The sequence below is a fragment of the Brevundimonas lutea genome (assembly GCF_003704105.1).
GTDB lineage: Bacteria > Pseudomonadota > Alphaproteobacteria > Caulobacterales > Caulobacteraceae > Brevundimonas > Brevundimonas lutea.
On sequence record NZ_QUOQ01000003.1, the window covers coordinates 32,840 to 57,403 of the forward strand.

Here is a 24,564-nt window from a genome sequence, read left to right on the forward strand (position 1 = left end):
TAAATCGGGGTAACGGTCGTCAGACCTTGCGGAACACCAGGCTCAGATTGTTGGCCGGCATCTCGTGGCGGGCTTCGAAGGTCAGACCATTGTCGGCGGCGATCGCCTTAACCTCGTCGAGGTCGCGCAGGCCCCAGGACGGATCGCGCGCCTTCAAGCCCTCGTCGAAGGTCGCATTGGAGAGCGCGAGCGGGACGTCGGCTTCGCGGTACGGTCCATAGAGGAATAGCGCGCCGCCGGGCTTCAGCACCACGGCCGATCCCATCATCAGACCCTGGGTCGCCGCCCAGGGGCTGATGTGGATCAGGTTGATGGCCACAACCAGATCGTAGGGGCCTTCCATCGGCGGACGGGGCCATGAGGTCGGTGCGGCGGCGTCGACATCGAGCGCGGGCAGCAGATTGTCTCCGCCGTGAGCCGCCCGCCACGCCTCGATGCTGCGTCGAGCCTCCGGGTCCGGGTCGGTGGGTCGCCATTTCACGTCCTTGAGGACGCGCGAAAAGATGGCGGCGTGTTCTCCGGAGCCGGAGGCCAGCTCGAGAACCTCGGCGCCCGGACGCACCAGCGGGGCGAGCACCTTGAGAATCGGCTCGGCGTTGCGTCCCACGGACGGTGAGGTGAGGGCGCCGGGCGGGAGATCGGGCAAGTCGGTCATGCGCCCGACTTAGGCTCTATCGTCATCGCGCGCGACCGGAATTCGCCCCGATACTGAACTGTGGGCCAGTGTCGCGCACGAAACGTGCCGTGGTTGACGGCGGTGCATCGCCGGTGCTTCCTCCCGCCTGTAACAGAGCGTGATCGATGCGATCGCGCGGTCACGGCGCCAGCAAGAGCGCCGGACCGGGAGCATCAGGAGACGGGCATGAGCGAGCAAACCATTCCGGGATTAAGCCCGGCCCCGACGACGCATGCGGGTCTCCGGACCTGGGTCGCGGAGATCGCCGCCCTGACCAAACCGGCGCGCATCCACTGGTGCGACGGCTCCGAGGCCGAACGGGAGGCCATCGCCGCCGATCTGGTCGAGCGCGGCACCCTGATACCGCTGGATCCCGAAAAGAAGCCCGGCAGCTTCTACGCCGCCTCCGATCCCGGCGATGTCGCCCGGGTCGAGAGCCGCACCTTCATCTGCTCCGAGGAGAAGGCCGACGCCGGCCCGACCAACAACTGGGCCGATCCGGCCGAGATGCGCGCGCGGCTGGACGGACTGTTCGACGGCTGCATGGCCGGGCGGACGATGTATGTCGTGCCCTTTTCCATGGGCCCGATCGGCTCGCCCATCAGCGCCTTGGGCGTCGAGCTGACCGACAGCGGCTATGTCGCCCTTTCGATGGGGGTGATGACCCGCATGGGGGCGCAGGCGCTCGAGGCCCTGGGAGAGGACGGCGTGTTCGTGCCCTGCATCCACACCTTGGGCGCGCCCCTGGCCGAGGGTCAGGCCGACGTCGCCTGGCCCTGCAATCCCGACAAGTGGATCGTCCATTTCCCCGAGAGCCGCGAGATCTGGTCTTACGGCTCCGGCTATGGCGGCAACGCCCTGTTGGGCAAGAAATGCTACGCCCTGCGTATCGCCTCGGTGATGGCCCGCGACGAGGGCTGGCTGGCCGAGCACATGCTGATCCTGAAGCTGACCGACCCGAAGCAGCGCGTGCACTATGTCGCCGCCGCCTTCCCCTCGGCCTGCGGCAAGACCAATCTTGCCATGCTCCAGCCGACGCTGCCGGGCTGGAAGGCCGAGACGGTGGGCGACGACATCGCCTGGATGCGGTTCGACGATGACGGGCGGCTGTATGCAGTCAACCCCGAGGCCGGCTTCTTCGGCGTGGCGCCGGGGACGAGCGCGGAGACCAACGCCAACGCCATCGCCACCCTGGGCTCCAACACCATCTTCACCAACACCGCCCGCACCGCCGACGGCGACGTGTGGTGGGAGGGACTGACCAGGATCGCGCCCGAAGGCCTGACAGACTGGAAGGGTCGCCCGTTTGATCCCGCGTGTGGTGAGCCGGCGGCCCACCCGAACGCCCGCTTCGCCGCCCCGGCCGGCCAGTGCCCGACCATCGCGCCGGAGTGGGAAGACCCGCGCGGCGTGCCGATCTCGGCCATCCTGTTCGGCGGCCGCCGCGCCTCCGCCGTGCCGCTGGTGACCCAGGCCTATGACTGGGCGCACGGCGTTTTCATGGGCTCGACCGTGGCCTCGGAAGGCACGGCGGCGGCGGAGAACGCCATCGGCGAGCTGCGCCGCGATCCTTTCGCCATGTTGCCCTTCTGCGGCTACAACATGGGCGATTATTTCGGCCATTGGCTGTCTATGGGCGAGGGGCGCGACCCGGCGCATCTGCCCAAGGTCTTCTTCGTCAACTGGTTCCGAAAAGACGATCAGGGACGATTTGTCTGGCCCGGCTTCGGCGACAATGTCCGCGTGCTGGACTGGATCGTCCGGCGGCTGGAGGACGAGGTCGGGGCGGTTGAGACGCCGATCGGCCTGACCCCCAAGCCAGGCCAGATCAACACCTCCGGCCTGACCCTGTCCGACGGTGCGATGGACACCCTGCTGGGCGTCGATATCGACGTCTGGCGCGAGGAAGCGGCACTGATCCCGGCCTTCTACGATCGGTTCGGCGACCGTCTGCCCAAGGCGCTGTGGGAGCAGCACGCGGCGCTAGGACGGCGCCTCGACGAGGCCGAAAGCGCGCGCATGGCGGCCGAATAGGCTTGCCAAGCCGTTCGCCGGGCGCGATCCAGCGCCCGTGCCGGCCATGCCCTCTTCCCCTGATGTGATCGTTCTGGGCGCCGGCGTCCTCGGACTCGCCGCAGCGGCCGAGCTTGGCGCGTCCGGTCGCGCAGTCGCCGTAGTCGATCCCGGCGGAGCCAACGCCTCGTCCGTGGCCGCCGGAATGATCGCCCCGGCGCTGGAAGGCGTGCTGGAGGGCTGCGATCCGGAACGAGCAGCCTTTTTGCGCCGCGCCGCGGCTCTGTGGCCTGATTTCGCCGAACGATTCGGTCTCGCGCTGCATCGGGAGGATTCGGACTGGCTGGGCCCGGATCCTGAAAAGCGTCTGGCGCGGCTGAAGGCGCTGGGGTTCGACGGCCGGACCGCGGGGGAGGTCGTGCGCGTGCTCGATGAAGCGCGGGTCGAGCCCGTGGCGGCGCTGGCCGTCCTGCGCAAGAGCAACGGCCTGGAACTGATCGAGCAGCAGGCCGTGGCGACTGAGCGGAGTGGGGAGGGCTGGTCGGTTCACCTCGGCGACGGCCGCCAACTCACCGGCCGCCATCTGCTGCTGGCCACAGGAATCGCGCCTTCGCTAACTGGTCTGCCGGAGTCAGTCGCTGGCCTGATCGACGGCATCCAGCCGATCAGGGGCCAGCTGCTTGAGGCCGAAGGACAGGCGTCGCGCGTCCAACGCGCCGCCGAAGGCTATGCCGCCCCGGGGCGCCCCGGTCGCCTGCTTATCGGAGCCACGATGGAGACCGGTCGTCGAGACCTTTCCGAGGATGTCGAGACCATCTGGCGGCACAGGCAGCTGGGCGAAGCCCTGGTCGGCGCTCCGATTAGCGAGGGGGTCGCGCGTGTCGGCGTGAGGGGCGCTAGCCCCGACGGATTGCCGATGGCCGGACCGGTAGGCGACCGTCTGCATCTGGCTCTGGCGCCCCGCCGCAACGGCTGGATGCTGGCTCCTCTCGTCGCGCGGGCGGTGCTGGCGGGGATCGAGGGCCGACCCGGGCCTGAGCCCGCCCTCGATCCCGACCGGTTTCTACGACCCTAGCCGGCGTTGAAGCGGATCGGGATATCCACCTCGGCGCCCGCCACCGGCCGGCCATCCACCAGACGCGGACTGACGGCGAAGTAGCGGGTCAGGCTCATTGCCGCGCGGCCGAATCCGTAGCCGCCGGGCGTTTCGGACGCGACCGAACACCCCGACAGGCGACCCGCCGCGGTGACTGTGCAGCGCAGGGTCGCCGACCCGGCCACGCCCTTGTCGAGAGCCCGATTGGGGTAGACGTCCAGCAACTGGGCGCCTGTCGGCTTCTGGATCCACTCCGGACGTGTGATCACCGCGGGCGCGGTGGGCGCCTCGACGGCGTTGGTCGTGCCAGCTTCGCTGGGTGCGGAGCTTGGCGTCGTGCTGACCAGCGACCCGACGGCGATTTCGGTGGGAATCACGTCCGGCGGCGTCAGCGGAATGGTCACGCGCGGCTGGGTGGTAATGATCGGATCGTGCACCGGCGTTTGGGGCGCCGTCTTTTGCGCCACGGGCGGGGACGCAGCCTTGGGTCGTTGCCAGAGGATAGTGTCGATCGGCTTGGATTCCGGCGGCGTCTCGATCACCGGCATCTCGAACCTTTGATTGTACAGCCAGACGCCCGCCGCGCCGTGAATAAGCACCGACGCCGCCACCGCGCCGAACAGCCATTTCGGCATGGGCTTGCGGGTCTGGCCGAACTCCAGAGGGCTGACCAGTCCAGGGCCGCCCGTCGCCATCATCATCATCGATCACGCCTCCGCCTCGGAGGCCGGGGATCAGCCTCCCACAACGGCAGGGTGCGGCTTACCCAACGTCAATATTGTGGCATGGCTTGCCCAGAACCCGCCACGATTGCTGGACGGTTCAAACCTCGAAGCGGCGCGTCAGCCAGGCGTCGAACAGGTCGGGCCAGGACGCCGCCGGGTGTCCCGGCCGAGTGGCGGGGCCATAGCCATGACCGCCGGAATCAAACAGATGCAGCTCCACCTTCTGACCGGCGTCCCGCACCGCTTCGGCCCAGGCGATCGGGTTCTGGGATCCCACCAGCCCGTCGTCGAGGGAGTGGACCAGAAAACTGGGCGGCACGGCCTCGTCGATCAGTCCAACCGGCGACCAGGCGGCCAGCTGCTCCGGCGTCGGGTCTGCGCCCAGCAGCTTGCCCGACGATCCCGAACTCGTGAACTTCCGATCGAACCCGACCAACGGATAGGCCAGGCCCAGCGCGTCCGGCCGGGCCGGGACGGTGTCAGCGGCGTCCATCGGCTCATAGACCGACCTCTCGTGCGCCACCGCCAGCATGCCGGCCAGATGCCCCCCGGCCGAGAATCCAAGCGCCGCCAGCCGGTCGGGCCGCACGCCGAAGCCGTCGGCTCCGCTTCGGATCAGCCGCATGGCGCGCTGGGCGTCCTGAAGCACCACGTCCGGACCGTCCGCCCAGCCCTCGCCGGGCAGGCGGTAGCTGAGCACGAACACGGTGTAGCCGTGAGGCGTCAGAGCGTGAGCGATGTTGGCGCCTTCGTTCTCGAAGGAAACGAAGTCGTAGCCGCCGCCCGGGATCGACAGCACGCCCACGCCATTGGGCGTTTCGGGGCGGTAGATGTGGATGGCCGGGTCGGACACGCCTCGCAGCCAAAGCTGCCGATCGTCCGGAGCGCCGTTGATCGACGGATTAAAGGCCGGGCGGTTGCTGTCCCCGCCCGGCAGCCCATTCGGCCACAGCGGGATCGTTTCGCGCGGCGGCCAGGGATCGCCTGAGGCGAGGGCGATGGGGGCCGCCCCCTGCGCCGCCACGCGTCCCGCCAGTCCGATGACCGAGGCCGCCCCGGCCGCCATCGCCATGTCCCGTCGAGTCATCATGAAAGCCTTCTCCGAATATCTTCTGGGTGAGAGGTTCATCACAGAGGGCACGACGGGTCCACAACGAACACAACGGGACTGCGGCGCGTCAGCGCCTTGCCTGACCTTTCGGCGGTGACCGCAAACGTTGAAGAGAGCGCCGCTCTCGTCGTGCCCCTTGTGAGATCGTCGTGTTCGTTGTGAAGAACCCGCCCCGCTCAGGTCATGAAGGCCGTTGGAATACCGCCCGCCGCCCGCTAAACCGCGCGCTCATCCTTCACGACCGGACCTCTCGTCATGACCGACATCGTCGATATCACTGCCCGCCAGATCCTGGACAGCCGCGGCAATCCGACGGTCGAGGTGGACGTGACGCTGGAGGACGGCAGCTTCGGTCGCGCCGCCGTGCCCTCGGGCGCCTCGACAGGCGCGCACGAAGCGGTCGAACTGCGTGACGGCGACAAGGAGCGCTGGGGCGGCAAGGGGGTCGAGAAGGCGGTGGACGCCGTCAACGGCGAAATCTTCGACGCCCTGTCGGGTTTCGACGCCGAGGACCAGCGCCGCCTCGACGGCGCCCTGATCGAGCTGGACGGGACCGAGAACAAGTCGCGGCTGGGCGCCAACGCCATCCTGGGTGTCAGCCTGGCCGCCGCCAAGGCCAGCGCCATCTCGGCCGGCCTGCCGCTGTATCGCTATGTCGGCGGGGTCTCGGCCCGCATGCTGCCGACGCCGATGATGAACATCATCAACGGCGGGGCCCACGCCGACAATCCGATCGACATCCAGGAATTCATGATCCTGCCGACCGGGGCGGAGAATTTCTCGGAAGCCCTACGCATGGGCGCCGAGATCTTCCACGCCTTGAAGAAGCAACTGAAGGACGCCGGACACAACACCAATGTCGGCGACGAGGGCGGCTTCGCCCCCAACCTGAAGTCGGCCGACGAGGCCCTGGCCTTCATCACCAAGGCGGGTCAGGCGGCCGGCTATCTGGCCGGCGAGGACTTCCACCTCGCGCTGGACGTCGCCTCGACCGAGTTCTTCAAGGACGGCAAATACGCCATGACCGGAGAGGGCAAGACGCTGGATGCCGAGGGCATGGCCGCCTACCTGGCCGACCTGTGCGAACGCTTCCCGATCGTCTCGATCGAGGACGGCATGGGCGAGGACGACTTCGAGGGCTGGAAGGCCCTGACCGAGCGTCTGGGCGACAAGATCCAGCTGGTCGGCGACGACCTGTTCGTAACCAACCCGGCGCGTCTGGCCGCCGGCATCGGAGAGGGCCTGGCCAACTCCATCCTGATCAAGGTCAACCAGATCGGCACCCTGTCCGAGACTCTGGATGCCGTCGATCTGGCCCACCGGGCGGGCTACACCTCGGTGATGAGCCACCGCTCCGGCGAGACCGAGGATTCGACCATCGCCGACCTGGCCGTCGCCACCAACTGCGGACAGATCAAGACCGGCTCGCTGGCCCGTTCGGACCGCACCGCCAAATACAACCAGCTGCTCCGCATCGAGGAACTGCTGGGCGACCAGGCCGACTATTTCGGCGACCGCATGTTGTTGGGCTGAGATCCAGGCCCGGCCTGACGCTCACCTGTGAGGGTTGGGAAAGATCTCCTCCAGCGGGCGGTCGAACTCCGCCGCGATGCGGTAGGCGAGCTCCAGGGACGGATCGTGGCGTTCGGTTTCGAGTGCGTTGACCGCCTGGCGGGAGACGCCCAGCGCCTGGCCGAGACGGGCCTGAGTCCAGCCTCGCCGGGTGCGGAGCGCTTTGAGGTGGTTTTCCATCGAAACCTCGGACGCGGCCTGATTGGACCCGGTACGGCTCTTCTAGCCGCATAGTGTGTCAGGCGAAACTGACGCTCGCGGCGGGCCGAACCCCGTCAGGATGATCCGACCCGTCGGGCTTCATCGCCAAGGAAATTCGCGGACATCCTGCGGCCAGACGCGCACGTTGGCCGAGGTGGCGTAGGCCCACCGGACCGTTCTGGCCATCGCTTTGGCCTGGGCGGCCGCGAAGGCGTCGACAGGGCTTCGAGGCAGCCGATGAAGCTGTCGCGCCCACGCGGGCAGCAGGTCGACGCCGGCCGCCATGATCACGCGCGCCGCCGGGGCCGTGTGCCAGGCGCCGAGGTTCTGGCGCAGGACCAGGTCGCGCACCTCCTGCGTCCGCTCGTCGCTGACCAGTTCGGGGCGCATGATTTGAATGAAGGCCTCCGCCTCGCCGCGGGATCGCGGGATCGGATCGGCGCCGAGGGGGCCGGCGATCCGCGCCATCTCGTCGAAATAGCGATCCTGGTCGGCCCGGCTCATGTCCGGCTCGCCGTAGCGGCGCCAGCCCTCGAGGAAACACATCGCCTCGGTGACATGGACCCAGGCCAGGAGGCGCGGGTCCAAGGCGTCATAGGGCTCGCCGTTCGGCAGCACGCCCCTGACCTGGCCGTGGATGGCGTTGATACGTTCCAGCAGGGCTTCGGCGCGAGGCGCCGAATCGAAGGTGGTGACGCTGATGAACTTCGCGGTCCGCTTCAGCCGTCCGTGCATGTCGGCGCGAAAGTCGGAATGATCCCACACGCCGGCCAGCACCTTGGGATGCAGCATCTGCAGCATCAGGCTGGCGATACCGCCGGTCAGCATGCAGACCACGTCGCCGTGGACCCGCCAGGCCACCGAGTCTGGGGGGAACAGCGCGTCCGCCCGCCGCATCACCGGCCGCTCGCCCTTGGTGGCGTCGTTGAACACGGCGGTGACACGGCGGCGCATGGCCGCGCGCACGAACTCGGTGGGAGACCGCTCGCGGGACGGGATCATCAGTGGAGGGTCTGGGTCAGGGCGTCGATACGGCGATCTAGCCGGGCTACCTCGGTCTCCAGCCGCGCCTTTTCAGACGCCATGTCGACGGGCGTGCCGTCGTCATAGGTGATCTGGGCGCCCCTCGCGATGAGGTCGAGGCGGTAGATCAGTGTCACGCGCCGAGCCGTTAGCCGCTCCAGTTCGGCTTCGTCCGCCATCAGGCCGCATCCCGCCACGTCTTGAGCGCCTCCAGCGCGCGCACGCTCATCAGCCGCTTCTTGGCCCGGCCGCGGTCCTTGGGCGGGATGCGGGCCCCGTTCTCGTCGACGCGCGGCGCCTCCAGCGGCGGCAACAGGCCGTAGTTGATGTTCATCGGCTGGAACTTGGAGCCCTCCAGGTGCCCGCCGGTGATATGCCCGACGAGGGCGCCCATCGCCGTCGCGGGCGGCGGCGGCTCGATCGGTTGGCCCCTTCCAGCCTCCGCCAGCCTCTCGGCCGCCGCCAATCGACCCGTCAGCAGACCCATCGCGGCCGATTCGACGTAACCCTCGACCCCCGTCACCTGGCCGGCGAAGCGCAGGCGCGGCATGGCCTTGAGGCGCAACTGCCGGTCCAGCAGCTTGGGCGAGTTCAGGAAGGTGTTGCGGTGCAGGCCGCCCAGACGCGCGAACTGGGCGTTCTGCAGGCCCGGGATCATGCGGAAGGTCTCGGCCTGCGCCCCGTGCTTCAGCTTGGTCTGGAAACCAACCATGTTGAACAGGGTCCCCAGCGCATTGTCCTGGCGCAGTTGAACGATGGCGTGAGGCTTGACGGTCGGGTCGCGCGGATTGGTCAGGCCGACCGGCTTCATGGGGCCATGACGCAGGGTCTCACGGCCACGCTCAGCCATGACCTCAATCGGCAGGCAGCCGTCGAAATAGGGCACGTGTTCCCAGTCCTTGAACTCGGCCTTGGGGCCGTCGAGCAGGGCTTCGATGAAGGCGTCGTACTGGGCCTTGTCCATCGGACAGTTGACGTAGGCGGCGGCGTCGCCGCCCGGCCCGGCCTTGTCATAGCGCGACTGTCGCCAGGCGATGTCGAAGTCGATCGAGTCGGCGTGGACGATGGGGGCGATGGCGTCGAAGAAGCTGAGGCTCTCCTCGCCCGTCGTCTCCAGAATCGCCTCGGCCAGGGCGGGGGAGGTGAGGGGGCCGGTGGCGACGATGACCTTGTCCCACTCTCCCGGCGGCAGACCGGCGATCTCCTCGCGCACGAGAGTGACGAGCGGGTGCGCCTCCAGTTTCGCGGTGACGGCCTGGGAGAAGCCCTCGCGGTCCACGGCCAGCGCGCCGCCGGCCGGCACCTGATGCGCGTCCCCGCAGGCCATGATGATCGACCCCAGCGCCCGCATCTCGGCGTGCAGCAGCCCGACGGCGTTGTGCTCCCAGTCATCCGAGCGGAAGGAGTTGGAGCAGACCAGCTCGGCCAGGCCGTCGGTGTGGTGGGCGTCGGTCTTCACGCCGGGCACGCCGCGCATCTCGTGCAAGATGACGGGCACGCCGGCCTCGGCGATCTGCCAGGCGGCCTCGGAACCGGCCAGGCCGCCGCCGATGACATGGATGGGGGAGGGGGAGGTCATGGCGGGCTTCTAGCGCCCGCGCCGACGGCGGGCCAGCCGACGCGTGCCGCCCCATGACCAAAGCTTAATCCGCTTCCCTCGCGAAGGCCGCTGACGGGGGCGGGCGGGTCGTCTAGGGTCGAAGCGGCTGTTCAAACCTGAAAGGGGATCGGGTCATGGCGTTTTCCGCGACCGACGCTGCATTGGAAGGATTCCGACTGGCGCGCAGACATCCGCGTGCGGTCATCGCCTGGGCTTTGGCGACGCTGGCGTTCAATATCGTCACCATCGTCTCGATGATCCTTATCGCTGGGTCGTCGTTGACCTCGCTGATGCAGATGGGTGGCGACCCGAGCGGAAGTCCCGAAGAGATGATGGATCTGTTCGCCCCCCTGATCGGCCTCTACGCCGTGCTGATCCCGGTCACGTTGGTTTTCATCGGGGTACTGACGACTGCCGTTTATCGCGCGACCCTGACCGACGCGGCGGATCGATTGGGATTCCTGCGCCTGGGGGCCGACGAGGTCCGACAAATCCTAGTCGCGCTGATTGTCGGCATCCTCGGGTTCGTGGTCATTTTCGCTGTCACACTGGTCGTGGCGATCATCGGCGGCGTTCTCGCGGCGGCGACAGGTAGTGGAGGCGATCCCAACATCGCCGGCATATTCATTATGATGGCTCTGATCTATCTGGGCATGTTCGTGGCCAGCATCGCCTTTTACGTGAAGTTCTCCTTCGCCGGACCGATGACGTTTCTCGACCGGCGGATCCGCATCTTTCAATCGTGGGGAGCGACGAAGGGTTACTTCTGGCGCCTGTTCGGCTGCTACCTGCTGGCTGTTGTTCTTGGTGTGCTTGTCGCGCTGCTCGGCTGGTTCATGGGCATGGCGCTGATGCTCGCGTTCGGCGGGGATGTGAGCCAGATGATGGCTCCCGACATGTCGAGCCTTTCCACCTACCTGACGCCGGCGATGATTGCCTACATTGTGCTCAGCTCGGGCATCAGCGCGCTGACGTACGCAATCTTTCTCAGCCCGGCGATGGCGGCTTATCGAGACATCCGCGGGCCCTCGACGCCGGAGACGGCCGAAGTGTTCGCCTGAACGCCTCGCTTCACGGCCTGTGAATCAGAAGCCCCGCCGGATTGACCGGCGGGGCTTCGTCTTGATTGGGCTCTCAGTTCCAGGTCACCAGCGCCATGCGTCTCGGATGACGTCGATGATGTAGCCGTCGTACTCGTCGATCAGGTACAGGCTGTTGTCGACATAGACCCAGCGCGCGCCCTCCGGCGGCCAGGGCAGGCCGTAGAAGCGGTGATCGTTCAGGCGATAGCGCCAGAAAGCATCCGGCAGGAAGTCGCCGACGCGCCAGGTGCGGTTGTAATAGGCGCGCGGCACCTGCCAGTAGCCGTAGCCCGGCGCGTAGTACCAGCCCCAGCGGGATCCGGAGTAGCCGCCGAACCAGTCGTTGCCGCGCCACCAGTCGTAGCCGTGACGATAACGCCAGTCATTCAGCCAGCGATCGCGGTTCCAGTCTCGTTCCAGCTGACGGCGATATTCGCGGCGGCGATCCTCGCGACGGCCGTCGAAATTGCGCGGCGGCTGCCAGCGATCGCGGTTGCTGTTCCAGCGGCCGTCGCGGTCGCCGCCGCTCCAGCCCGACCCGGCGCCCGGGCGATCCGGGCGGTCGGGCCTGTCGGGGCGGTCGGGCCTGTCGGGTCGCTCGGGACGATTGGGCCGCTGGGGCCGATCGGGACGCGGCTCGGGGCGCGACACCGGCGTGTCCGCCTCGACGGGACGGCCGGGGCGATCCGGCCTTTCAGGGCGGTCCGGGCGCTCAGGTCGGGGGTCGGGGCGCGACACCGGGCGTTCCGCCTCGACCGGACGGCTGGGACGATCTGGCCGCTCAGGGCGCTCCTGTCGAACGGCAGGTTCGGGCCGCTCTCGGGTCGGGCGCTCCTGGCGGGCCTGACGCTGGGGGCGTTCGGCGCGCGCCGGGCGTTGCGGGCGCTCGGCCCGGCTGGGGCGCTCGGCGCGGGCCTCGCGGCCGCGCTCCTGAGCCGCGACCACCGTCGGGCTGAGCGCCGGAAGAATGAAGGCGATGACCGAGGCGGCCATCATGAGCGAACGCTTCATGGTCCTCTTGATCCCCGCACGCCCTGAATGGGCGGCTCACATGCACAATCGCAATCTGTCCATGAACCCGGACTGAACGCTGATTGTCGGGCGGCCGACAAGGCGCGCAAGCAAAGACCCCGTCCAGGCGACTGGACGGGGTCCTCGGTGCGGCGTGAGCGCCTTTGCGGCGTCTTCAGTAGACGTTGAGCAGGGTGTCGGCGATGACCCCGGTGGCCAAGGCCACCAGCAGGATGTCATTATTGGCGTGAACCCAGCGATAGCCCCGTGGGGCGGGGCGCAGGTTGTAGAAGTAGGGGTCGTTCACATAGTAGCGGCGGTACTCGTAGGGCAGTACCGAGCCGCGCCTCCAGCTGTAGTTGGCATAGCGCGGCTGAACGCGGTGATAGCCGTAGCTGGGAGCGTACCAGTAGCCGGCGCGATGGCCGCGATAGTCCCGAAACTCGGGCCGACCGACATACCAGTTCCGGTTCGAACGATCCCAGCGGTAATCCACCCGACGATCCTGCCGCCATTCGCGCCGGTCATCCCTGCGGTCCCAGCGGTTGTCGCGTCGATCATTTCGACGGTCCCAACGCTGGTCCTGGCGGCGATCGCGCTGATACTCGCGTCGATCCTGACGGCGGTCCTGTCGAAAGTTACGCTCGGGACCACGGCGGTCCTGGCGGAACTCGCGTCGATCCTCGCGGCGGTCCTGGCGCCATTCGCGGCGATCCTGACGGGGCTGGGCCTCGGCGATGGCCGGCGCGGCGGCCACGGTCAGGGCAAAGGCCAGGGCGGTCGCCTTCCAGAAGGTCTTCATCATCGTCTCCTCGATGCGGGCCGCGCGACGGAGACGGCCGCCCGGCCCGTTAAACATGACGGCAGGATCGCGGCCGCCGCATGAACCCGTCCTGAACGGCCGGTTCAGTCGGCGACGTTGCGTGTGGCGGGCGCCCACCCCAGATCGGCATCATCATCTGTTACAGGAGACGCCCATGCCCGCCCCGATAGAGCTCTGGTACTGGCCCACGCCCAACGGCTGGAAGGTGTCGATCGCCCTCGAGGAGATGGGCCTGCCGTATGAGTTGAAGCCGGTGAACATCGGCGCCGGCGAACAGTTCCGGCCCGAGTTTCTGGCGATCAGCCCCAACAACCGCATGCCGGCCATCGTCGATCCCGACGGGCCGGGCGGAGAGCCGCTATCGATCTTCGAGAGTGGGGCGATCCTCCAGTATCTCGGAAACAAGTCGAGGCAATTCTATCCGACGGATGTCCGCGCCCGTGCCGAGGTGGATCAGTGGCTGTTCTGGCAGGTCGGCGGCCTGGGGCCGATGGCGGGCCAGACCCATCACTTTCGCCAATACGCGCCGGCTCTGATCAAGGATCAGCGCCAGATCGCCTATGGGGTCAGGCGCTACACCGACGAGACGCATCGCCTATACGGCGTGCTGGATAGACGCCTGGCCGAGCGGGAGTTCGTGGCGGGTGACTACTCCATCGCCGACATGGCCATTTGGCCGTGGATCCTGCCGGGGCCACAGGGGCAGTCGATCGACGAATTTCCGAACCTGAAAGCCTGGCTTGACCGCGTCGGTGGGCGCGAGGCTGTGCAGCGGGGACGGGCCCTCGGCGACGACCTGCGCGGTGACCTCGGAGCGTCGGGAAAGGACGCCGAGGCGGCCCGCAAGATGCTGTTCGGGCAGCGTGGCCGCTAGCCGACGGTCATAAGTCGTTTACAAAAAAGGCTTTTCCGCCCGGGTCGTCATTAACTTTAACTTCAAGGCTGGCGGCGTTTCATCGTTATCCAGGATCGGGACCAGAAAGGTCTCGTGCGGAGGATGAACCGATGAACGCGCAGGAAATCGCGCACGACCAGGAGGGGGCCATGCCCCTGCCGACCCCGGAAATGGACGGCGACGCCCTGTTCCGGCTCGGGCTGATGTATTCGACCGGCCAGGGCGGCTGCCCGATGGACCGTGTCTCGGCTCACATGATCTTCAATCTGGCGGCGATGAAGGGCTCGGTCGAAGCCCGCGTCTATCGCAAGGAACTGAGCCAGGAGATGGACTCCGAGGACATCTCCGAAGCCCAGCGCGCCGCCCGTCGCTGGATCGACGCTGGCGTGGTCAGCCTGGCCGCCTGATCAGTCTTCCAGCGCCGAGAGCACTTCTGCGCTGAAGCGGGCGATATCGAAGCCCTCGCCGCCTGGCCCGACGGAGTCGAAGCCGCGCCGGACGATCAGAACGTCCCGGCTGGGAACGATCATCAGATACTGGCCGCGATTGCCCTGGGCGGCGTAGGTCCCCTGGGGCAGGTCCTGGTCGGGACCGAACAGCCAGAACTGCGCGCCATAGCCCGCGCCGCCGGTGGCCGCATTGGCCGGCTGGGCCGGCGCCGGGGTCGCCACATAGTCGGCCCAGCCCTGGGGCAGCACCCGCTCGCCGTTCCACAGTCCGTCGTTCAGATACAGCAGGCCCAGGCGCGCCAGATCGCGCGCCGTGGTCCAGACCTGGCTGGAGAAGATGAAGTCGCCGCCCCAGTCGGTCTCCGGGACCGTGCGGGTCATGCCGATCTTCCAGAACACGCGCTCAAACGGATAGGCGAGGAAGCGGTCATCGTCGTTCATGGCCCCGCGCAGCCCGCGCATGGCCAGCAGGGTGTCGTTGTTGGCGTAGCGCCAGCGCGCGCCCGGCATCGCCTCCTGCGGCAGGCCCGCCGAACGTTCGGCCACCAGCGTGCCGCCGAAATAGACATCGTCGGTGCGGTTGCCCGGTCCTTCGGTCCACAGCCCGCTGGCCATATGCAGAAGGTCTTCTGTGGTGATGGCTCCTCGCGGATCGCCATCGCGGCGCCACTCGGGCACCGGGGCCGGGGCGTCAACGTCGATGATCCCATCCATCACCGCCGCGCCGATGACGCTGGCCGCCAGGCTCTTGCCCACAGACCATGTGCGCTGGGAGACGTGGGGGCCGAAACCGTCGCGGTACTGTTCGGCGATGATCCGGCCGTCCTTGACCACGATGACGGCGGTGGTCTCGGACCCTTCGCCGAAGCTGGCGCGGTCGAAGGCGCTATCGACCAGAGCTGAAAGGGCCGGGGAGGGTGGTGCCGCGGGCGCCGCGCCGGCATCGCCCATTGGCCAGGGCAGGGCGTCGGTAGCGGCCAGGTCCGGTCCCTCAACGGTCACGCGAGGCAGGGGCGTATCCGCGTTCCCGCCAGGCGGGGCCTGGACGCAACCGAGATGGGGCCGCCACACGGCAACCCGCGCCGGGAAGTCCTCTGCGAAGGCGACGGACACGGTGCGCGCCTCGCGGTCGATGACGGCTGGCAAGTCCTGAACCGGCTGGCGTAGCTCGACATAGATTCGGGTGAGGTCGTCTTCCGCGACCGTCTCCCGATCCAGCCCGGCGTTGAACAGGCCGCTGCACAGGAAGGCGGCCTTGTAGCCAGCGGCTAGAGACAGGGTGTGGCGATCGGGCGGGGCCGCCGTCTGCTGGTCGGTCTGCGCCGCTGCGGGCGCGGCGAGCATCATGGCGGCGGCGAGGGGGGCGAATGGGCGCATGGCGAAGGAATGGCAGGCTGGCGGGACGACGTCATCCCCCGATCCACAGCTCCTCACTGGTTCCGGCGCGGCAGGGTCGCTAGAGGAGGCGGCATGGACCTCACGCCCCCCGTCGTCATCCTCGACAAGCCCCAGCTGGCCGACAATATCGGTGCGGTGGCGCGGGTGATGGCCAATTTCGGCCTGGGCGAGCTCAGGCTGGTCAGCCCGCGCGACGGCTGGCCCCAGGACCGGGCCTGGGCCACCGCGTCGGGTGCCGACTGGGTGCTGGAGGGGGTGCGGCTTTTCGACAGCGTGGCGGAGGCCATGGCCGACCTGACCACCGTCTTCGCCACCACGGCCCGCCCGCGCGAGACGCGCCAGCCCGTCCTGACCCCGCGCCAGGCAGTGGAGCGCCTGTACGACGACAGCGCTTCGGGCCTAGGCGTCGGCCTGCTGTTCGGCGGCGAGCGGGCGGGACTGGAGACCGCGGACATCGTGCTGTGCGCCGGCATCGTCACCATCCCTATCGACCCGCGCCATCACTCACTGAACCTGGCCCAGGCGGTGGCGATCAACGCCTATGAGTGGCGCACCCGGCTGCTGGACGCCCCGCCGCCCAGGTTTCGCGAGGGCGATCCTCCGGCGGCCAACGCCCTGCTGGTCGGCATGTACGAGCACCTGGAGGCCGAGCTCGACGCCGGCGGCTTTTTCCATCCGCCGGAGAAGAAGCGATCCATGAGCCAGAACCTGCGCGTCATGCTGGGCCGCGCCGCCTTCACCGAGCAGGAAGTCGCGACCTTTCGCGGGGTGATCCATGCCTTGGCCAAGGGGCGAGGGCGGGTGCTGGAGAAGCTGGCGCGAAAGAACGCGTCCGAGCGATCGTGATCGAAGCATCTGCGCGAAGGGGACGATCAGGAGTTGCGCTTACCCAAGCGCGCGTGGTCTAGGCTCGGCTGCACAAACACTTCAAGAAGAACGGCGCCATGCTCAGAATCTTGAAGTCGCTCCAATCCTCGCCAGCCAGCAGGCCGGATGAAGCGCTCGCGCCGGAACTTGTGACTGCACCTGGGCCCGTCGGTGGGAGCTCAGAGACCTGGACCAGCGGTCGTGCGGTGATCTCGACAGCCAGAATTTCCGAGTTGATCGCTGTCTTCGACGGCCAGGAAGCAAGCGCGTTAGCGCTTTTCATTGATGCGGCCCGCAGCGAAGTTGACGCTGACAGTGAGATTGGAGGGCGCGTCGCTGCGTTGGCGGCGGACCATGTCAGCGCATCGGAAATAATCGACCTCGCGCGCCAAGGAGAGGCCTCAGTCGCCTGGGCTCACGCCGTCTTCAAAAAGTTGATCGGCGCGAAGCGCTACGCGGAAGCTGAAACGTTGATCCGCTTCGTGGCTCAAAAGGAGCCTAGGAACGGGCTGTATGCCTATCGCTTGCTGGATACGCTGCGCAGACAGGAAAAAACAGGAGACCTGGTTCAAACCTTGATCTCGGGGCAGGGCGATGTCGTTCAGGTTTTTCGACTGGCCGACCTGTTCAGTCGGCTGGAAATTGATCGGCGCCACTTCGGCCCGCACCTCAAGGATGTGTCGACCGTCACCCTGCTGCGGTTGCTGTTCGCCCTGAGCGATCAGGACGCTGGGCTAAAGGTGGAGGTTCGTCGTCATCTGGCTCGACGTCGCCCCCTGTCGGTCATCAACGGCTTTGTCGAAGTGGTTCGACGTGAAGGCAAGCGGGGCGCGGATTTTCCGTGGCGCGAGGCTGTGGAGCCGCTCGAATCTCTATCGAGACATTTCGCGGCTGCTGCTCTCATTGCCGCGCACAAGGCGGACGATCTCGATCCGGTGACATTGCGGCGTGGACGGGCCGCCCTCGCGAGGGCACGCGTGCTGACAGAACACGGGCCGGTGTGTTCTCACGGCTGGGGCGTCTATCGCGCCGGCAAGCTGTTCAGCGCCGCGTCGATTGAGGCCCCGAGCGCGATTTCAGAGCCGATCGATGTCCTGGTCACCTTTGGCAAGACGCGGCCGGCTCTGGATGACTTTCTATCTGAACATCGCGGGGCGCTCCGCGAAATCAGGATGGCGGACATTCCGGAGGGAGAGATCGCCTCGAGATCGACCACTCCGATCTCCGCTCTGTCCATCGACCTCAACTCGCAGCCCGTCGTCGACTGCATCATGGCGTGCCGGAGCGCGGCCGAACGTGTGGCCGAGGTCATTTGCGACACGTCGGACGCCGGCTGGCGGGACGTGGTGGCGCTGGCGGTCGAGGATCGCCTCTATCCGCATTACAAGAAGCAGCTGGACCTGATCGCGCACCTGCGAAGCGCGGCGGCCCGGCGTATTCTCGTCGTTCTGCGCGATGGGCGGATCGGCGCCGGCCTTGAGCTGGCCTGGCTGCTGGATCGGCAGGGGTTCGACGTTTTGATCGCCAGCGACGTCGAAACGCGGGCCGAACGCGACAAGCTAAATGCGCTGTGGACCGATCCGACGGCCAAGGAAGACCGGCTGCTGGCCTTCGCTCGCGCGGCCATGGGTCCGGCGGAGGAAGCCCCTCTGTCCAACCCGCTTGAGGGTCTGTCGCCAGCGAGCCGGGGAGGGGGCGCACGCAGCCGAATGCTGCTGACCTCCAATCTGGCCGATCCGAGCTACCTCAAGGCCTGCGCGTCCCTGTCAGCTCGGCTGGCCGAGCGCGGCTATCTGCTCGAGGTGTTCAACGGGCACAAGACGGGGGCCGACCGCTGGGCGAAGCTGGCGCGCCTGCCGATCGAGGCGGTCGCGGACATGCCCGATCCCTCTGACGACGCCCAGACCGCCGTCAAGGCGGCGCTGTCGCGGCTACACGATCACCTGGCGGGCGAAGGGCGAGCAGTGCCCGTGCTGGATCCGGTACGAGGCAATATCTGGCGGCTGACGACGGTGCTGGTCCGGACGCTTGCGGCCGACCTCGACGCCATCGAGGATCTCGTGGCGCGGGTGAAGACCGGCCAGGTCGGCGCCGTGGTGACCGTGCCCGGGCGGATGACGGCGGCGAGGGGGCTGACGGTCGCCGCCAATCGGCTCGGCGTGCCGGTGATCGACCTGCAGGTCTTCTTCATCAGTGCGAACCCCCGATACCGCCCCTCACTGGCGCCGACCTACCTCGGGATCAGCGAGGATCAGATCGAGGTCTATCGATGCCTTGGCGACACGCCGGGCCAAGAGGTGCGCCGCGCCGGGTCGGTGATGATCAGCGACCAGCTGAAGACGATCCTGAAGATCGACAGGGCCCAGGCGCGCGCGGGGCTGGAGATCGCCGATGACCGGACCCTGGTCGTCTATGGCGCCCAGCATTCGCAGGGCGCGCTGGGCGAAGATGTCACCGATCTGGTCGCCGGTGCGGCCGGCGGGCTGAAGGGCGTGACCCTGATCGTCAAGCTGCACCCGCGCACGACCGACGCGCAGATGGCGGTGATTCGGCGTCGCGTCGATGACGTGTCGTCCGGCGATGTGAGGGTCACGCGAGACGGAGACATCTACGCCATGATCCGGGCCGCCGATCTGGTGATCACCCAGTTCTCGAACGTCGGGCTGGAGGCCGCCGTGCTGGGGGTGCCGACGCTGTCGATCAACACGACGGGCGAACCCTATGTCGTGGATCTGCCGGGCATGGGGGTGGCGGATCAGGCGTCGAACCCTGAGGAACTTAAGGCCAAGGTCCGCGCCCTGACTGGCGATACGCCGGAGCGCACCGCGCTGGAGGCTCGGCGGGAGGCCTATTTCGCCGCCAACCCCGAACTGCCGATGACCGACGTCGCGGACCGGGTCGCCGATCTGATCGAAGAGCGTTGGGCTCGGGGGCGCGCCGACGTCATGCAGCCGGATTGACCTCGAGCAACTGGACCCGGAACAGCAGGGTCGAATTGGCCGGGATTTCGCCGCCGCCCATGACCCGCGAGCCGTAGGCCAGATTGGCGGGAATGACGAAGTCGAAGGTCTCGCCCTCGCGCATCAGGGCGACGCCCTCGGTCCAGCCATCGATGACGCGGTTCAGCGGGAACTCGGCCGGTTCGTTGCGGCTGTAGGAGCTGTCGAACTCGCGGCCGTCGATGAAGACGCCGCGATAATGGACGCGCACGGTGTCGGTTTCCGCCGGCTGGTCGCCTTGCGGCATTTCGTCCGAGACGCGCCGATACTGAAGACCACTGGCCGTGGTCGTCCAGTCCTTCCGCTGGGCGCTCCAGTCCAGATAGGCCTGCTGACCCGCCTCCCAGTTGGCCTGGCTGGCCTCGCCGGTCGCGGGGCGGACTTCGGGAGGAGCGGTCAGATCGACCGGCGGCGCGCTGGCGCAGGCGACGGCGAGGAAGGCGGCGGGGGCGAGGGCGAGGGCGCGGATCATGCGGTGAGGCTTAGCATCGCCAGCCCGACAGGCCAGCCGGTATTTTTCACCCTCCTTCCGGGCCTTGGGGCCTTTATTTCGCCGAAGAACGGCGTATATGTGCGCCTCCCGCAGATTCCAGAGAATTTCGCGCGAAAGCGCCGAGGCCCGGTTTGTCGCCCTCCGACCGGTGCGAAGGCGCGCTCCTCCCCAAGGGAGCCCGACATTTCAGGCGTCCTGGTCCTTCCCCGGACCGAGGGTGGACGCCGAAACCGATGGTCACGGGTCGCCAGCAGGCGAAGCCGTGGCCGCTGCATTTCGACGCCGGCCCCGAGCCTGGCGCATTGGGAACGATACATGGCAGACTCCACCGGCGGCCTCACCATCAACGGCCAGATCGCCTCCGCCCAGACCTTCACCGGCAAGAAGCGCATCCGTCGCTCGTTCGGCCGCATCCCCGAAGCGGTGGCGATGCCGAACCTGATCGACGTGCAGCGCAGCTCCTACGAGCAGTTCCTGCAGCGCGACGTCCGTCCGGGCCAGCGCAAGGACGAGGGCATCGAGACGGTCTTCAAGTCGGTGTTCCCGATCAAGGACTTCAACGAGCGCGCCATCCTCGAATACGTCTCCTATGAGTTCGAGGAGCCCAAGTACGACGTCGAGGAATGCATCCAGCGCGACATGACCTATGCCGCGCCGCTGAAGGTCAAGCTGCGCCTGATCGTGTTCGAGACCGACGAGGAGACCCAGGCCCGGTCGGTCAAGGACATCAAGGAGCAGGACGTCTACATGGGCGATATCCCGCTCATGACGGACAAGGGCACCTTTGTCGTCAACGGCACCGAGCGCGTCATCGTCTCGCAGATGCACCGTTCGCCGGGCGTCTTCTTCGACCACGACAAGGGCAAGACCCACGCCTCGGGCAAGCTGCTGTTCGCCGCCCGGGTGATCCCGTATCGCGGCTCGTGGCTCGACTTTGAATTCGACGCCAAAGACATTGTCTATGTCCGTATCGACCGCCGCCGGAAGCTGCCCGCCACCACCTTCCTGATGGCCCTGGGCATGGACGGCGAGGAGATCCTCAAGACCTTCTACGAGACCGTGCCCTACGAAAAGCGCGGCGAAGGCTGGGTCACGCCCTACAAGCCCGAGCGCTGGCGCGGGGTGAAGCCCGAGTTCGACCTTGTCGACGCCGAGACCGGCGAGATCGCGGCTCCGGCCGGGACCAAGATCAGCGCCCGCCAGGCCAAGAAGCTGGCCGACGGCGGCCTGAAGTCGCTGCTGCTGGCGCCTGACGCCCTGCTGACCCGCTATCTGGCCAATGACGCCGTCAACATGCAGACGGGCGAGATCTACGCCGAGGCCGGCGACGAGCTGGACCAGGCCACGATCGAGCTGCTGGAAGCGAACGGCTTCACCACCATCGACGTGCTGGACATCGACCACGTCACGGTCGGCGGCTACATGCGCAACACCCTGCGGGTGGACAAGAACTCGGCCCGCGAGGACGCCCTGTTCGACATCTATCGCGTGATGCGCCCGGGCGAGCCGCCGACGCCGGAAGCGGCCGAGGCGATGTTCAATTCGCTGTTCTTCGATTCCGAACGCTACGACCTGTCGTCGGTCGGCCGGGTGAAGATGAACATGCGTCTGGAGACCCCCGAGGTTTCCGACGAGATCCGCGTGCTGCGTCAGGAAGACGTGCTGAAGGTGCTGCAGATCCTGGTCGGGCTGAAGGACGGCCGCGGCGAGATCGACGACATCGACAACCTGGGCAACCGCCGGGTGCGTTCGGTCGGCGAACTGCTGGAAAACCAGTACCGCGTCGGCCTGCTGCGCATGGAGCGGGCCATCAAGGAGCGGATGAGCTCCGTCGATATCGACACGGTCATGCCGCACGACCTGATCAACGCCAAGCCGGCGGCGGCGGCGGTGCGTGAGTTCTTCGGCAGCTCGCAGCTGTCGCAGTTCATGGACCAGACCAATCCGCTGTCGGAGATCACCCACAAGCGTCGCCTGTCGGCGCTTGGCCCGGGCGGTCTGACGCGTGAGCGGGCCGGCTTCGAGGTGCGCGACGTGCACCCGACCCACTATGGCCGCATCTGCCCGATCGAGACGCCGGAAGGCCCGAACATCGGCCTGATCAACTCGCTGGCCACCCACGCCCGCGTCAACAAGTACGGCTTCATCGAGAGCCCGTACCGGCGTGTGAAGGACGGCAAGGCCACCGAGGAGGTGGTCTACATCTCGGCGATGGAAGAGGCGAAGTACACGATCGCCCAGGCCAACATCGAGCTGAGGTCGGGCGAGATCGTCGAGGACCTGGTCCCCGGCCGGATCAACGGTGAGTCCCAGCTGCTCAACAAGGACGCCGTCGACATGATGGACGTCTCCCCCAAGCAGGTGGTGTCGGTGGCTGCGGCGCTAATCCCCTTCCTGGAGAACGACGACGCCAATCGGGCCCTGATGGGCGCCAACATGCAGCGTCAGGCCGTGCCGCTGGTGCGCGCCGACGCGCCGCTGGTCGGCACCGGGATGGAGGATGTGGTCGCGCGTGACTCCGGCGCCGTGGTCGTGGCCCGCCGCGACGGTGTCGTCGACCAGATCGACGGCACGCGCATCGTGGTGCGCGCCACCAATGAGCAGGACGCCGGCCGTTCGGGCGTGGACATCTATCGCCTGTCGAAGTTCCAGCGCTCCAACCAGTCGACCTGCATCAACCAGCGCCCGATCGTGCGCGTGGGTGACGCGGTGAAGGCCGGCGACGTCATCGCCGACGGCCCGTCGACCGACCTGGGTGAACTGGCGCTGGGCCGCAACGCCCTCGTCGCCTTCATGCCCTGGAATGGCTACAACTTCGAAGACTCGATCCTGATCTCCGAGCGGATCGTGCGCGACGACGTCTTCACCTCGATCCACATCGAGGAGTTCGAGGTCATGGCCCGCGACACCAAGCTGGGGCCGGAAGAGATCACCCGCGATATCCCGAATGTCGGCGAGGAGGCCCTGCGCAACCTCGACGAAGCGGGCATCGTGGCGATCGGCGCCGAGGTCCAGCCCGGCGACATCCTGTGCGGCAAGGTCACGCCCAAGGGCGAAAGCCCGATGACGCCGGAAGAGAAGCTGCTGCGCGCCATCTTCGGCGAAAAGGCCTCGGACGTGCGCGATACGTCGCTGCGTCTGCCGCCGGGCGTCGCCGGCACCATCGTGGACGTGCGCGTGTTCAACCGTCACGGCGTCGACAAGGACGAACGCGCCCTGTCGATCGAGCGCGACGAGATCGAGCGTCTCGGCAAGGACCGTGACGACGAGCTCAAGATCCTGGAGCGCAACGTCTACGGCCGCCTGAAGCCGCTGTTGATCGGCAAGAACGCCGTCTCGGGTCCTAAGGGCCTGGGTCGCGGCGAGGTCACCGAGGACAAGCTGGGCGAACTGTCGCGCGGCCTGTGGTGGCAGGTCGCCCTCGACGACGAAAAGGCCATGGGCGAACTGGAGGCCATGAAGGCCCAGTTCGAAACCGCCCGTAAGGCTCTGGACCGTCGCTTTGAGGACAAGGTCGAGAAGCTGCAACGCGGCGACGAACTGCCCCCGGGCGTGATGAAGATGGTCAAGGTCTTCGTCGCGGTGAAGCGCAAGCTTCAGCCCGGCGACAAGATGGCCGGCCGTCACGGCAACAAGGGCGTCATTTCCAAGATCCTGCCGATCGAGGACATGCCGCACCTGGAGGACGGCACCCACGTCGATATCGTGCTGAACCCGCTGGGCGTGCCGTCGCGCATGAATATCGGCCAGATCTTCGAGACCCACCTGGGGTGGGCCGCGGCGGGTCTGGGCAAGCAGATCTCGGGCCTGCTCGAGGCCTGGCAGCACGGCGGGCAGAAGAAGGCGCTGGTCGAGCGGCTGACCGAAATCTACGGCAAGGAAACGCCCCTGCCGCAGGACGAAGGCGAGCTGATCGAACTGGCGCAGAACCTGTCCAAGGGCGTGCCCTTCGCCACGCCGGTGTTTGACGGCGCCCACATCAACGACATCGAGGACCTGCTGGAGAAGGCGGGCCTGGAACGTTCGGGTCAGTCGTGGCTGTTCGACGGCCAGACCGGGGAGCGGTTCAAGCGCCCCGTCACGGTCGGCTACATCTACATGCTGAAGCTGCACCACCTGGTGGACGACAAGATCCACGCCCGCTCCATCGGGCCGTACAGCCTGGTCACCCAGCAGCCGCTGGGCGGCAAGGCCCAGTTCGGCGGCCAGCGCTTCGGCGAGATGGAAGTGTGGGCGCTGGAAGCCTATGGCGCGGCCTACACCCTGCAGGAGATGTTGACGGTGAAGTCCGACGACGTCGCCGGCCGCACCAAGGTCTACGAGGCCATCGTCCGCGGCGACGACAGCTTCGAGGCGGGCATTCCGGAGAGCTTCAACGTGCTCATCAAGGAAATGCGCTCGCTGGGTCTGAACGTGGAGCTGGAGAACAGCTGATCGAAGCCTTGAGCCCTCTCCGTCGCGAGGCGGGGAGGGCGGTTCGATCGCCCTCCGTCTCTGAACGATTTTCGCGGCGTCGCCGCAGAAGGAACT

General features: G+C 67.4%; 20 protein-coding genes. 9 read left to right on the top strand and 11 right to left on the bottom strand.

What is annotated here, in order from left to right; all coding sequences use genetic code 11:
- Nucleotides 1-19: 19 nt before the first annotated feature.
- Entirely contained in the window at nt 20-655 is a 636-nt protein-coding gene (locus EES48_RS04165; protein WP_122465150.1) for a DUF938 domain-containing protein, read from the bottom strand.
- A gap of 207 nt (nt 656-862) precedes the next feature.
- On the opposite strand from EES48_RS04165, the gene EES48_RS04170 reads away from it, so the two are divergent.
- Together EES48_RS04170 and EES48_RS04175 are read left to right on the top strand one after the other, a co-directional pair.
- Nucleotides 863-2,710 carry a phosphoenolpyruvate carboxykinase (GTP) gene (locus tag EES48_RS04170; protein ID WP_122465151.1) on the top strand — a complete coding sequence of 616 codons (1,848 nt, stop codon included), beginning with the start codon at nt 863-865 and terminating at the stop codon, nt 2,708-2,710.
- Between the two features lie 46 nt (nt 2,711-2,756).
- Entirely contained in the window at nt 2,757-3,764 is a 1,008-nt protein-coding gene (locus EES48_RS04175; protein WP_122465152.1) for an NAD(P)/FAD-dependent oxidoreductase, read from the top strand.
- Here EES48_RS04175 and EES48_RS04180 read toward each other — a convergent pair.
- Both EES48_RS04180 and EES48_RS04185 read right to left on the bottom strand, forming a co-directional pair.
- Complete coding sequence (locus tag EES48_RS04180; protein WP_122465153.1) at nt 3,761-4,489, bottom strand: energy transducer TonB family protein; 729 nt, start codon at nt 4,487-4,489, stop codon at nt 3,761-3,763. The genes EES48_RS04175 and EES48_RS04180 overlap by 4 nt on opposite strands.
- A gap of 118 nt (nt 4,490-4,607) precedes the next feature.
- Nucleotides 4,608-5,600, bottom strand: coding sequence for an alpha/beta hydrolase (locus EES48_RS04185; RefSeq protein ID WP_122465154.1), 993 nt, complete (start codon nt 5,598-5,600; stop codon nt 4,608-4,610).
- A gap of 276 nt (nt 5,601-5,876) precedes the next feature.
- Between EES48_RS04185 and eno the strand changes: the two genes are divergently transcribed.
- The gene (gene eno / locus EES48_RS04190) at nt 5,877-7,154 is read left to right on the top strand and encodes a phosphopyruvate hydratase (protein WP_122465155.1); all 1,278 of its coding nucleotides are present in this window, start codon (nt 5,877-5,879) and stop codon (nt 7,152-7,154) included.
- A 21-nt stretch (nt 7,155-7,175) separates the two neighbouring features.
- Here eno and EES48_RS04195 read toward each other — a convergent pair whose 3' ends face one another.
- The 4 genes from EES48_RS04195 to trmFO all read right to left on the bottom strand — a co-directional run bounded on the left by EES48_RS04195 (nt 7,176) and on the right by trmFO (nt 9,996).
- Nucleotides 7,176-7,373 carry a helix-turn-helix transcriptional regulator gene (locus tag EES48_RS04195; protein WP_122465156.1) on the bottom strand — a complete coding sequence of 66 codons (198 nt, stop codon included), beginning with the start codon at nt 7,371-7,373 and terminating at the stop codon, nt 7,176-7,178.
- A 120-nt stretch (nt 7,374-7,493) separates the two neighbouring features.
- Complete coding sequence (locus EES48_RS04200; protein WP_122465157.1) at nt 7,494-8,396, bottom strand: oxygenase MpaB family protein; 903 nt, start codon at nt 8,394-8,396, stop codon at nt 7,494-7,496.
- Nucleotides 8,396-8,596 (bottom strand): hypothetical protein, encoded by a 201-nt coding sequence (locus EES48_RS04205; RefSeq protein ID WP_122465158.1) that lies wholly within the window; start codon nt 8,594-8,596, stop codon nt 8,396-8,398. Before EES48_RS04205 ends, EES48_RS04200 begins: the two co-directional genes overlap by 1 nt.
- Nucleotides 8,596-9,996 carry a methylenetetrahydrofolate--tRNA-(uracil(54)-C(5))-methyltransferase (FADH(2)-oxidizing) TrmFO gene (trmFO, locus tag EES48_RS04210; protein WP_122465159.1) on the bottom strand — a complete coding sequence of 467 codons (1,401 nt, stop codon included), beginning with the start codon at nt 9,994-9,996 and terminating at the stop codon, nt 8,596-8,598. Before trmFO ends, EES48_RS04205 begins: the two co-directional genes overlap by 1 nt.
- Nucleotides 9,997-10,151: 155 nt before the next feature.
- Here trmFO and EES48_RS04215 point away from each other — a divergent pair, with 155 nt between their 5' ends.
- The gene (locus tag EES48_RS04215; protein ID WP_122465160.1) at nt 10,152-11,078 is read left to right on the top strand and encodes a hypothetical protein; all 927 of its coding nucleotides are present in this window, start codon (nt 10,152-10,154) and stop codon (nt 11,076-11,078) included.
- Nucleotides 11,079-11,162: 84 nt separating this feature from the next.
- On the opposite strand, the gene EES48_RS14990 is transcribed toward EES48_RS04215, so the two are convergent.
- Both EES48_RS14990 and EES48_RS04225 read right to left on the bottom strand, forming a co-directional pair.
- The gene (locus EES48_RS14990) at nt 11,163-12,110 is read right to left on the bottom strand and encodes an RcnB family protein (protein WP_240623215.1); all 948 of its coding nucleotides are present in this window, start codon (nt 12,108-12,110) and stop codon (nt 11,163-11,165) included.
- Nucleotides 12,111-12,285: 175 nt separating this feature from the next.
- A complete protein-coding gene (locus tag EES48_RS04225) occupies nt 12,286-12,915 on the bottom strand; it encodes an RcnB family protein (protein WP_240623216.1) in 630 nt (209 codons plus the stop codon).
- A 172-nt stretch (nt 12,916-13,087) separates the two neighbouring features.
- Here EES48_RS04225 and EES48_RS04230 point away from each other — a divergent pair, with 172 nt between their 5' ends.
- Both EES48_RS04230 and EES48_RS04235 read left to right on the top strand, forming a co-directional pair.
- The gene (locus EES48_RS04230; protein ID WP_122465161.1) at nt 13,088-13,807 is read left to right on the top strand and encodes a glutathione S-transferase family protein; all 720 of its coding nucleotides are present in this window, start codon (nt 13,088-13,090) and stop codon (nt 13,805-13,807) included.
- Between the two features lie 131 nt (nt 13,808-13,938).
- The gene (locus EES48_RS04235) at nt 13,939-14,235 is read left to right on the top strand and encodes an SEL1-like repeat protein (protein WP_122465162.1); all 297 of its coding nucleotides are present in this window, start codon (nt 13,939-13,941) and stop codon (nt 14,233-14,235) included.
- On the opposite strand, the gene EES48_RS04240 is transcribed toward EES48_RS04235, so the two are convergent.
- On the bottom strand, nt 14,236-15,654 hold the full coding sequence (locus EES48_RS04240) for a serine hydrolase domain-containing protein (RefSeq protein WP_122465163.1): 1,419 nt from the start codon (nt 15,652-15,654) through the stop codon (nt 14,236-14,238). It abuts the gene before it with no gap.
- A gap of 93 nt (nt 15,655-15,747) precedes the next feature.
- Here EES48_RS04240 and EES48_RS04245 point away from each other — a divergent pair, with 93 nt between their 5' ends.
- Together EES48_RS04245 and EES48_RS04250 are read left to right on the top strand one after the other, a co-directional pair.
- Nucleotides 15,748-16,521 (top strand): RNA methyltransferase, encoded by a 774-nt coding sequence (locus EES48_RS04245; RefSeq protein ID WP_122465164.1) that lies wholly within the window; start codon nt 15,748-15,750, stop codon nt 16,519-16,521.
- A gap of 596 nt (nt 16,522-17,117) precedes the next feature.
- The gene (locus tag EES48_RS04250) at nt 17,118-19,502 is read left to right on the top strand and encodes a hypothetical protein (protein WP_162998011.1); all 2,385 of its coding nucleotides are present in this window, start codon (nt 17,118-17,120) and stop codon (nt 19,500-19,502) included.
- Here EES48_RS04250 and EES48_RS04255 read toward each other — a convergent pair.
- On the bottom strand, nt 19,486-20,013 hold the full coding sequence (locus EES48_RS04255) for an FKBP-type peptidyl-prolyl cis-trans isomerase (RefSeq protein ID WP_122465166.1): 528 nt from the start codon (nt 20,011-20,013) through the stop codon (nt 19,486-19,488). The genes EES48_RS04250 and EES48_RS04255 overlap by 17 nt on opposite strands.
- Nucleotides 20,014-20,349: 336 nt before the next feature.
- Between EES48_RS04255 and rpoB the strand changes: the two genes are divergently transcribed.
- Nucleotides 20,350-24,468, top strand: coding sequence for a DNA-directed RNA polymerase subunit beta (gene rpoB, locus EES48_RS04260; protein ID WP_122465167.1), 4,119 nt, complete (start codon nt 20,350-20,352; stop codon nt 24,466-24,468).
- Nucleotides 24,469-24,564 lie beyond the last annotated feature (96 nt).